General features: G+C 68.8%; 10 protein-coding genes. 2 read left to right on the top strand and 8 right to left on the bottom strand.

The genetic code is table 11. The features are described from left to right. Positions 1–57 precede the first annotated feature (57 nt). A complete protein-coding gene (locus LAO51_09950; protein MBZ5639060.1) occupies positions 58–1089 on the bottom strand; it encodes a SpoIIE family protein phosphatase in 1032 nt (343 codons plus the stop codon). 170 nt (positions 1090–1259) lie between these two features. Between LAO51_09950 and LAO51_09955 the strand changes: the two genes are divergently transcribed. Then, the gene (locus LAO51_09955) at positions 1260–1463 is read left to right on the top strand and encodes a hypothetical protein (GenBank protein MBZ5639061.1); all 204 of its coding nucleotides are present in this window, start codon (positions 1260–1262) and stop codon (positions 1461–1463) included. A 150-nt stretch (positions 1464–1613) separates the two neighbouring features. Here LAO51_09955 and LAO51_09960 read toward each other — a convergent pair whose 3' ends face one another. From LAO51_09960 to LAO51_09985, 6 genes are all read right to left on the bottom strand, one after another. Then, positions 1614–1982: a hypothetical protein gene (locus tag LAO51_09960; protein MBZ5639062.1), complete on the bottom strand. Its 369-nt coding sequence runs from the start codon at positions 1980–1982 to the stop codon at positions 1614–1616. A 292-nt stretch (positions 1983–2274) separates the two neighbouring features. Beyond that, on the bottom strand, positions 2275–3210 hold the full coding sequence (locus LAO51_09965; protein ID MBZ5639063.1) for an FTR1 family protein: 936 nt from the start codon (positions 3208–3210) through the stop codon (positions 2275–2277). A 339-nt stretch (positions 3211–3549) separates the two neighbouring features. Then, complete coding sequence (locus tag LAO51_09970) at positions 3550–3867, bottom strand: hypothetical protein (GenBank protein MBZ5639064.1); 318 nt, start codon at positions 3865–3867, stop codon at positions 3550–3552. 140 nt (positions 3868–4007) lie between these two features. Next, a complete protein-coding gene (locus LAO51_09975) occupies positions 4008–5576 on the bottom strand; it encodes a class I SAM-dependent methyltransferase (protein MBZ5639065.1) in 1569 nt (522 codons plus the stop codon). A gap of 148 nt (positions 5577–5724) precedes the next feature. Next, the gene (locus LAO51_09980; GenBank protein ID MBZ5639066.1) at positions 5725–7638 is read right to left on the bottom strand and encodes a hypothetical protein; all 1914 of its coding nucleotides are present in this window, start codon (positions 7636–7638) and stop codon (positions 5725–5727) included. Beyond that, positions 7638–8912: an amidohydrolase family protein gene (locus LAO51_09985; protein MBZ5639067.1), complete on the bottom strand. Its 1275-nt coding sequence runs from the start codon at positions 8910–8912 to the stop codon at positions 7638–7640. Before LAO51_09985 ends, LAO51_09980 begins: the two co-directional genes overlap by 1 nt. 440 nt (positions 8913–9352) lie before the next feature. Here LAO51_09985 and LAO51_09990 point away from each other — a divergent pair, with 440 nt between their 5' ends. Beyond that, positions 9353–9649 carry a hypothetical protein gene (locus tag LAO51_09990; protein ID MBZ5639068.1) on the top strand — a complete coding sequence of 99 codons (297 nt, stop codon included), beginning with the start codon at positions 9353–9355 and terminating at the stop codon, positions 9647–9649. A gap of 66 nt (positions 9650–9715) precedes the next feature. Here the strand turns inward: LAO51_09990 and LAO51_09995 are convergent. Beyond that, positions 9716–9904, bottom strand: a 189-nt coding sequence (locus LAO51_09995) for a hypothetical protein (protein ID MBZ5639069.1), incomplete at its 5' end; no start/stop codon positions are given.

Genomic DNA, 9904 nt, shown 5'->3' on the forward strand with positions numbered 1-9904 from the left:
ATACGCAGGAGTGGGGGAGGAGTTGGGCGGATGGAACCGGACGTTCCCGAATTCCGGTCAGTGCCGCCTCGGGAGGATCGCCCGGGGGTGGCGGTCGGCGACCGGCGCGGAGTCCAGCTTGCAGACGACCAGGGTGATGTCGTCGCGCTGCTCCACATGGCCGCTGAATCTCCGGGCGGCGCGGTGGAGGTGGCGGATGATCTCCTGCGCGCTGTCGTGACGATGCCTGCGGACCACCTCGAGGGCCCTCTCGGCGCCGAACTCTTCCTCGCCGGGCCCCTCGCTCTCCACGAGGCCGTCCGTGAGGAGGAACGCGATCTCCCCGGGCGTGAGGTCGATCTCCTGGGATCCCCGGTAGACCGTCTTCTCGAACATTCCGAGTGGCGGCCCGATGGACTTCAGCACGGATCGGACGCGCCCCTTCCCGTCGAGCACATAGCCCGAAACGTGTCCCGCGCTCCCGCAGACGAGACGATAGGGCGGCGCGTCGAGGCGCGCGAGCAGCAGCGTGATGTAGAGATTGTCCGCCATGTCGCGGGCCAGCGCCGCGTTGATCTCGTTGAGGACCTCGCAGGGGTCCCTACGGGTCCGAGCGATGGAACGGAGGTACGCCCTCGCTTCAGCCATCATCAGCGCCGGACCCAACCCGTGTCCCGCCACGTCCCCGATGGCGATCCCGCAGGATCCCCCGGCCATGTCGACGAAGTCGGAATAATCCCCGCAGCCGTGCCCCGCGGGGAACACCGCGCCCGCGAGATCGACCCCGGAGAGACGAGGAGGCATCTGGGGGTACAGCTTCCTTTGGACCTTCCCGGCGAGCTCCATCTCGATCTTCTGCGCCTCGAGCTTCCTGCGCTCGGTCATGTCCTTGATCACCGAGACGAATTGGGTGATCTGGCCCGCGGAATCCTGAATCGGCGTGATGGTCTGCTCGGCGTAGAAGAGATCCCCGTTCTTCTTCCGATTCACGACCATGGCCCGATGGACCTTCCCGCCCAGAATCCGTTTCCAGAGCGCTCGGTAGTACTCCTGATCCTGGACGCCCGATTTCAGAGAGGGCTCCGGGTTCAGGATGTTCGACCCGAACACGCGATGGATACCCGGGAACCGACTCGACCACCGACGGCGCGCGACCGCCGCCGGTCGCCATCCGTGAGGATTACCGCGCGGTGAGGCTCGGGACTCAAGCCCCTCGCCCGTCGAGAATGTCATGGCGCTCCGCGGGTCCTCGCGGTACATGTACCGGTGGGAGTTCAGGGATGTATTCGGATTTCGAAGAGCTCAACCTCTTCGCCTATTGGGCGCTCGTGAACGGGCTGCTCGACGCCGTGCTCTGGTGCCTCGGACCGTACGTGGACGACTCCCGCGAGTACGGCCTGTTCCGGCATGCGCTGGCAGAGGTGACCCGCCGGCTCGTCTTGATCTGGCTGCTCCTCCGGGAATTCCGGGAGCATCCCGCGTAGTCCGGCTCTCAGCGTACCCGCCCTCCGCCCCGGACGTGGCCGAGAGAGTCTCCCGAACCGCGTCATCCTTGCCGGGAGACCTCGGCCCCGTCCGGTCGGCGGGCCCCGGGTGACAGTTCCCGAGCGGCCGGTCGACGACGGCTCGTCGGGTCAGGAAGCCTTCTTCTCCTGAATGCCGATCGATACGGCGACGTTCTTCCCTTCGTCGTTTCGATAGGCGACCTCCGCGTCGTCCCCGACCTGCACCTCCGACAGACCGACGGGTCGGTTTCCCTTCAGGATCTTCGTCTGCTCGTCCACGGCGACGCTGATCTCCGCCGGATCCGCCCCCTCGCTCTTCGACAGCACCTTCAGGGCCACCGTCTTCGCGTCGACGTCGACGGCCAGGATCTGGCCCTTGACCGTCGCGACCGGGCCCGTGGGCACCGCCATCGCGGCGACGAATGCGAACAGGACCAGGGCCGCCCCGACGACGACGGCCCGACGACTCATGACGGAAGAGGCGTGCATCGTTCTCATGAGATCCCTCCTTCTTGATCAGGAGGCGTGGGTCTGACGCGGAGCGCGTGGGGAGAGACGAGTTGTATCGACCGCAGGCCCAGGAACCCGATCGTGGAAGGCACACTGCAATGGCGGTGCCAGATCCTCGCGGCAACGGCGAGGCCGGCGGATGACCGCGCAAATCCGGGAGAACCGCGAAGCGCGCTGCCGGAGCGCGGCTCGCGGCGGAAGGAATCTCGGCAATGGACCGCGGCGCCGTTCGCGAAGGAGTTACACCGTGAGGCGATTCTCCTCGATCGTGTGCGCGCGCCTAGAGCCCGAGATCACCCGGCTCGACGGCGACCGGGGGCGCGACCGGACGGTAGGCGGGGGCTTCTTTTCGGTGCCGTGGGCGCCAGACCCTCAAGTAGCTCGCTCCCAGGTAGGAGCCGAGAACGAGCGCGGCGGCCACACCCTGCGCCACGATCGTTTCCAAATTGGGGAACACGGAGAGCCAGGTCCCCATCCACGCGGGAATCGAGATGCGCACCGGCGTGGTTCGCAGCCAGAGCGCCTGCTGCATCTCCTGCACGCTCTCCCCGACCATCACGACCAGCACCGCTCCCAGCATGACGCCCGTGAGCACCAGCATCCTCTTGTAGGGAAGCCGGCGGTGGGCCACGAGGGTCAGCGCGCCGACGATCGCGGTGAGGACGAGCCCCAGGACGACCCCGAGAAGGACCGTGCGGGACCCGACCTTCAGCCGAATCGACTGCAGGAACAGCACCACCTCGACGCCTTCACGGTACACGGATGCGAACCCGAGCGTGACCAACCCCCAGTAGATCCTCCTCCGCGACGAGCTCCGCTCCATGAGGTTCCGGCGGTGGCGGTTCTGCATGGAGATCCAGCCGGTCCAGTAGATCCGGTGGAAGAACCAGTTCATGACCACCAGGAGGACGCCGATGGCAAGCAGCCCCGTCGCCGCCTGCAGATCGAGCGCCGGAGCGTCGATCGCGCTGAGGATCCCGACCGCGACGAACCACGTCGCCACGGTGGCGAGGAAGCCGAGAACCGAGCCGGCGGCCACCGGCCGCCGGTGGATCCCGTTGGCGCCGACGAGGCTCGCGGTGATGGACGCCAGGACCAGAATCGCCTCGAGACCTTCCCGAAAGACGAGGATGCCCGTGTTCAGGACCGCGGCCTCCCGGGAGCGTGGATCCGTGGGATCCGGGCTGCCGCGCGCCTCGACGGCCTGCCAGACCAGCACCCCGGCGACGATCAGCGCTCCGCACGCGAGCGCGATCGGAAGGAGCGTCGGCCCGGAACGGCGAAACCAGCGCGTCACTCACCATCCCCTTTTCGAGTCGCTCAACCCACGTCGAATGGAGTTCTACTCCATGCTCAAAGACGCGGCATTGACGCCGATCAAGGCGGAGCGATCCCGCGGTGGCGGATCGCCGGATGGCGCGGCCAGGCGCTCGTTTCAGGTCAGAAGCGGTACGCGAGGCCGAAGGTGAGGACCGGCCAGATCTTGAACCTCTTCACGCCAGCGCGGTCCGGTCTCCACAACGAGCCGGAGATTCCGTCGAACGCGCGCGAACCGCTACCGGGGCGCCAGCCTCTTCGCCAGCGCGATGGCCGACCTGAAACCCTTCTTGGCGCGAAGCGCCTTGACCACGGCTTTCTGCCGCGGTTTCAGCTTCCGCACGAACCCCATGTAGCTCCCCTGGAGCTTCAATTCCGCGCGGCGCTTGGGAGACAGCCTCAGCTTTCGCCCGGTCGGCTCGTTCCCTGAACCACGGCGCGCCATGGGCCCGTTCGTGAGAGCGACCAGCCGCCCGAGCGACCGATCGATCGCGGTCAGAGATCTTCGGATGATTCGGATGTGCCTCGTGATCGGGTTGCCGGAGCGCTTCGCCACGTTCGACCCTCCCTTGAAAGGGCCGATCGTAGCACGGCCCGGCCTCGAATCGTCAATCCCCACCGCGACGAATCCTGTGCGGCAGCTCCCGGGGACCGCCCGCGCGCGATTCCGTCCGTCCGGGAGACCGGGCGCCGCCGTCACCTCGGGCGCGCCTCGGGCTTCAATGCCAGCACGCGGTCCTGGTAGTCCTTGAGACCGGTCGGCTCCCGGCGGGACCAGTCGCCGTAGATCACCGTCTGCGCTCTGAGGCCGAGCGATTCGTACAGGCCCAGCACGTACGCCTCGTCGAACCCGATGGCCGCGCACGGATTGTCCCGCCACTTGGCCCACGACACGTCGTCGTACTCGACGAGGGGAAGCGACGACTTGCCTTCGACGATCTGCCGCCGGGAGACGGCGTTCAGAAGGAAGTGCCAGGCCAGCAGCAGCCCCCCGGGCTTGAGCACGCGGTGGATCTCCCGCGCGTACTGCTCGAAGCCGGCCCGCGTCATGTGGGTGAAGACGGAAGGAAGGAAGACGATGTCGAACGACTCCGACTCGTAGGGGAACACGTAGTCCGAGTCGACGATCGCCCCCTGCGGGTTGTACGCGGTGTTCCGGATGTTCGCGAAGGCGAACCGCGCGTTCGGGTACCGGGACGTGATCTCGCGCGTCGCGTAGTCCACCGCCTTGCCGAAGATGTCGAATCCGGAGAAGCAGCCCTTCTCGGGATCGAGGTACGGGGCGACCCAGCGGGCGTTCCGGCCACAGCCGCATCCCGGCTCCAGGATCCGATGATGCGGCAGAAGGCCGCAGTAGATCATCAGGTGCAGCGCGCTGACCATCCCGATCTGGTCGTAGATCGCCGGCGTGCCGCCGCCGACCCAGTCGATCAACTCCTGGTCGGGGATCGGAAGCGTGCTGAACGACGAGGCCCGGCGCTCGAGCGCCACCTCGGCTTCGCTCCGGTCCCTACGGCCCGCGATCACTTTCGCGAGGGGCGAAGGGCCGTCCTCGCGTCGCGCCCCGTCCGGCGCGGCCGAGCCGGCAGGCAGGTTGCGCGTGTTCCGGGTGGCGCTGAATCGTAGCAGCGCGACCTGCTCGCCGCCGTTCGGATGGTGAAGGGGATGGACGTGCGAGTCGTCGCCGACCCGGAAGATCCCCGCCGCGACGAGACCCTCCGCGGTGACGGCGACCGGCGCGCCGAGGACGGCGAGCCATCCGCCCGCGCGCAGCACGCCGAGGGCCCGCGAAAGGGGCAGCACGGGCTCGAATCCGTCGGTTTCGACGACGACGAGATCCGCGAGGAGTGTGGGGTCGGCGCTCGCCTGGTCGACCGTCGAGTACTCGATCGTCGGCCCGGCGTAGCGGACCGCGGCCGAGACCGCCCTGGCGACGTGGTCGAGATGCGAGACGACGGTGGCCCCGGCCGAGGCGAGAGCGGCACCGACGGCTCCTTCCCGCGTCCCGAAATGGGCGACGCGGCCGGTCCCGGCGAGGGGGGCCAGCCAATCGGCGAGCACCACTCGGTTCGTCCTCTCGGCGTCGGTGGAGAGCGGAAGCCCCTCCGACCGGATCCAGTCCTCGGCAACCCCGGCCAAGAGACCGACGCGTTCGGCGTCGGACGGGTCCCGGGAGATCGCCTCCGCGAGCGTTCGAAGCTCGGCACGGAAGTCCCTCGGCTCGGTCGGCGTTTCGGTCTCGACGCAGACGGTCCGCTCGCTCATGTTCCGGTCCTCCGATGCTCGCCGGTCGGAGGAGCAAGCCGGGTGCCACGAATAAACCGCGCGATATCGAGACTTGTCGGGCCGGTGTCCGAGAATCGACGGGCTGTGGCCTGGCCGCGGACGGGAAGCCGTCGCCTCGCCTGCGTGCTTACTTGGGCGCCAGCTCCGCCGGCAGCGCCGCCGATGGGGCCGACGACACGACGGAGAATTCGAGCGGCGACGCGCTCTCCCCGCGACCCAGGTCGGCCGGCGGCTCGAAGGTCCAGAGTCCGGACGCGAGGGTGTCGGGAATCGCGCCGACGAGCCATCCGCAGCCGTCGCTCGGGTGGCGGGGCGGGTCCACCCAGCCGAGCGTCACGGCGACGCCCGCGCCGCCCGCGATCGGAATCAGCCGCCCGGTGTACGTCGGGGACGCGCCCGTCTTGCCGCGGCAGGCGTACGCCATCACCGAGCCGACCTCGCCGGGGGAAAGGGTCCCGTCCAGCGACGGGGCCCGCAGGACGGCGTCGCCCACGCGGGCGAGGTGATCCGACAGGAACCACGGACGGGCCTCGCCCGGCCCCGGCGGCTTCGGCACCGTGAAGAACTTCCGCACGTTGGCCGAGACGCCTTCCGCGTCGGCGGTGACGGTCACGTCCAACGTCGCCTCCCCCTGGCCGACCTTCTCGACGGGAAACACCAACAGCCGTTCCCGCCCCGTCGTCCGGAACTCCTTCAGGTCCTCGCCGGTGATCGTCTTCCGGACCGCGGCGTAGACATGGGACTGCTTGTGCACGAGAACGTCCACGCGGATCTCGGTCAGCTCCTCGGGCCACGCCTCCTCGTCGGTGCGCTCGATGCGGGCCAGGGCGAGCGCTTGCCAGCGCTTGCCCGCGGGCCGATAGGGCCACAGCCCGACCTCGGCGCCGATCCCACGTCCGAATCGGGGCAAGAGGAAGAGCGCGTCGTCCTTGTCTCTCTTCGAAGGCGCCTGCTCCGGCGTCTCGAAGCTCGACGGGGCGTGGAGGGCGATGTCCTTGCGATCGCCCTTGAGATTCACGGTCACCGAAGGCGCCCGTTCCTTCTCGTGCGTCTCTTTCCGAAACGACACGAGGTACCGACATCGCCGCACGGACCTCAGCTCGCGCACGGCGGCCGTGATCGTCTCCATGCGGAACAGCTCGCCCCCCGTGTCGCGGGAGAGGGGGCGGAGCGCGACCGGGTTGCTGAACGGAGTGCACAAGAGTCCACCTGTTGGAGGCGGAGGACCGTCGGGACAGGCCCACCCCGGGATGCTCCGGCAGGAATCGAGCAGGTCCACGGCGTGCACCACGACACCGTTGGCCTGGGCCCGGGCGGCGATCTCGTACATGCGCATCGCGACGTCGTCGAAGCGAAAGTCGTCGCCGAGGTAGATCACGTCCTTTCGCCCGGGGTAGCGACCCAGCGCCAGGAGGAGGCTCTCGATGCCGTTGATCCACGCGATGTGGCTCATGTGCTCCTGCCGGGGCGACAGTACCTGTCGGTTCTTTTCGAGGCGATCGAGCGCCGCCAGGGCCTCCTCGCGTTTCTCGATCCAGCCGTAATGGACGACCGGCCATCCGGCGAAGGTCACGAGGAGCAACCGATCGCCCTCGTGGAACTCCTCGCGCACGAGGCGGCGCGCTTCCTCGAACGCGATCGGCTTCGTGCGCGGGCAGGCATCGAAAGCCCGGTAGAACGTGTCGAGATGCCAGAGATCGAAGAACAGGACGAGAGCCATCCCGCCGGCCACCGGCCTGACGGCGGGCGGGGCGTCGGGCGCGTAGACCTCTTCGGCGGACCCGATCGCGTCGACGGCGTAGATCGGGCGCGGCTTGCCGTCGACGAGCAGCTCGAAGTCGGAGGCGGTCAGACCCAGGCAGGCATCGGACCCCGGTGTCTTGGGCCAGACCGTGACCTCCAGCTGCTCCAGCTCGACTCGTGCGGTCTCCGTCAGGCCGGACTTCCTCGGCACCTCGCCCGCCGCCCAGGTGCTGGGGACCAAGCTCGCGAGGAGGATCAGGAGGAGCGCGCTCCCGGGAGACCCGTCGCTGCGAGGCATCAGGGCCGCTTGTAGATCCGGCCGTCCTTCATCACGAAACGGACGGTCGCGATGGCGTGGATGTCGCGGGTCGGGTCGCCCGGCACCGCGATCAGGTCGGCGAGCAGGCCGGCCCTGATCTGGCCGATCCGATCGGCCTGCTCGAGCAGCTTCGAGTTCACGGCGGTGGCCGCGGTGAGCGCCTGCGCCGGGGTCATCCCGCCCCTCACCATCCACTCCAGCTCGCGATGGTTCTCGCCGTGGGGGAACACGCCGACGTCGCTGCCGCACCCGATCAGGACGCCGTCCTTGAGCGCGAGCTCGAACGCGTGGAGCGCCTCCTTCAGGTCGGGGGGCAGAGGCTCCGAGCCGCGCGTGTACCCGTCGAAGTACTCGGCGTACGCCTCGGACGCGGCGAGCGTCGGGAGGAGCGCCACGTGGCGCTCGGCCATGAGCTTGAACACCTCGTCGGTGCCGCCGTAGCCGTGCTCGATGGTCTCGACGCCAGCCAGCACCGCGCGCCGCATCCCCTCCGCCGTCGCCGCGTGAGCCGCGACGGGCCGGCCTGCGCTGTGGGCCTCGTCCACCAGCGCCTTCAGCTCCTCGAGCGAGAACGTCGGCACGGCGGTCCCGTGCGGTCCCCGCCTGTAGTCGGCGTACACCTTCACCCAGTCGGCGCCGTGGCCGACCTGCTCCCGCACGGCTTGCAGGATCTGCGGGATGCCGCTGGCCTCCTGAGCGCCCTTGGGCGGAACGAACTCCGGGGCGAAGCCGAGCGGGCCCGGGCCGTAGCTGGCGGTGGCGACGATGGCGAGCGTGGCCACGTAGAGCCGCGGACCGGGGATGCGCCCCTCGTCGACGGCGCGCTGGACCGACAGGTCCGCGTAGCCCGCGCCCTCGGTGCCCAGGTCGCGGAGCGTCGTGAACCCGGACATCAGCGTGCGCTCGCAGTGGAGCACCGCGGCGATGACCCGGTAGGCCAAGGGCTCCTTGAGGACCTGGTCGTTCCACAGCGTCTCGTTATACGGGTGGAGGAAGATGTGCGAGTGCGCGTCGATGAGGCCCGGCAGAAGGGTCATGTCCGGCAGCTCGATCGTGCGCGCTCCGGCCGGAGCCTCGACCTCGGCGACGGGGCCGGCCGCCGCGATCCTGTTGCCGGTGACGAGCACGACCCAGCCCTCGTGGGCCGTCTCGCTCACCGCGTCGAAGACCCTCTGAGGATGGAGCAGGACGCTCGCTTCGGGCGGCTTCGCGCTCTGTCCTTCCGCCGCCTTCAGCGCGGCGGACGCAAACATCACGAAAGCGAGAGCGGCCGCCGACGTCACGAGCTTCTTGGAGCCGAGCAGGACACGCATGTGCGTCACCTCCCAACCCGCGTTGCCGCCGAGTATGCACGGGCTTGCATCGAGGCTCAACCGTGCGACCGCGGGGTAACGGGCGTCGAGCACTTCGTGCGCACCCGGATCTTCCCGGTAGGAACGAATTGCGATGGGCGGAGGGCGGCCGACTCGCTCGCGAAGCCGGTCGTTTTCGCGAGGATTCCCGACAGTGCCGTCGAGTTCGGCGGGCGGGCCAGCCACCCGCGGCCCTTGGCATGGTTCGTGTGTTCCGTGACCGGCCCTGACGGCTCGGATCGTCGCGTCGGCGCGAGTGGGCTCGCCGACACCCATTGATTTCAGGTTCGTTACGCCTCTGAAACCTCGGTTGGAGAACCTGGGCTCGGGAGGATCGAGGCATGGAGTTCCTTCGCAGGTGTTCGGACTACACGGTCACGGTCGATGGCACTTTTCTCGACCACCGACGCTGGCTGATCTGTGGGATGGTCGAGCTGAGGGCCGACCTGGATCCCGACGCTCGCCAGCGCGCCGGGCAGACGGCGCGCTTCGACCTCATGTACGGGTTCGTCCTCCAGGCCGAGCGAGGCTACCGCCTCGGCGCGCGGCGCATCCACGCCGTGATCGAAGGTGACGACGAGGTCGCCGGCCTCTTCGACGTGCTCCACGCCGAGCGAGACCCGCGACAAGCCGCGTAGAACCCGTTCCCGGCGCAACGCGCGTCATTCCACCCGGAGGGAGGGAGTTTCCCGAGATCGGGGGGTTCAGGCGCGGACCGGCTGATGGCCGCGGCGAGACCCCAGAACGGTCCTGGGCTCGAGCACCGAGTCGATGAAGCCGCTCAGGACCGAGGGCTCCACCGGCTTCGCGAAGCAGCGGATCGCCCCGCACTCCAGGACCCTGGCCTCGGTTTCCGGCGTGTAGTAGCCGGTCATCGCGATCACGATCGCGCG

It is taken from the genome of Terriglobia bacterium (genome assembly GCA_020073205.1).
Taxonomy (GTDB): domain Bacteria; phylum Acidobacteriota; class Polarisedimenticolia; order Polarisedimenticolales; family JAIQFR01; genus JAIQFR01.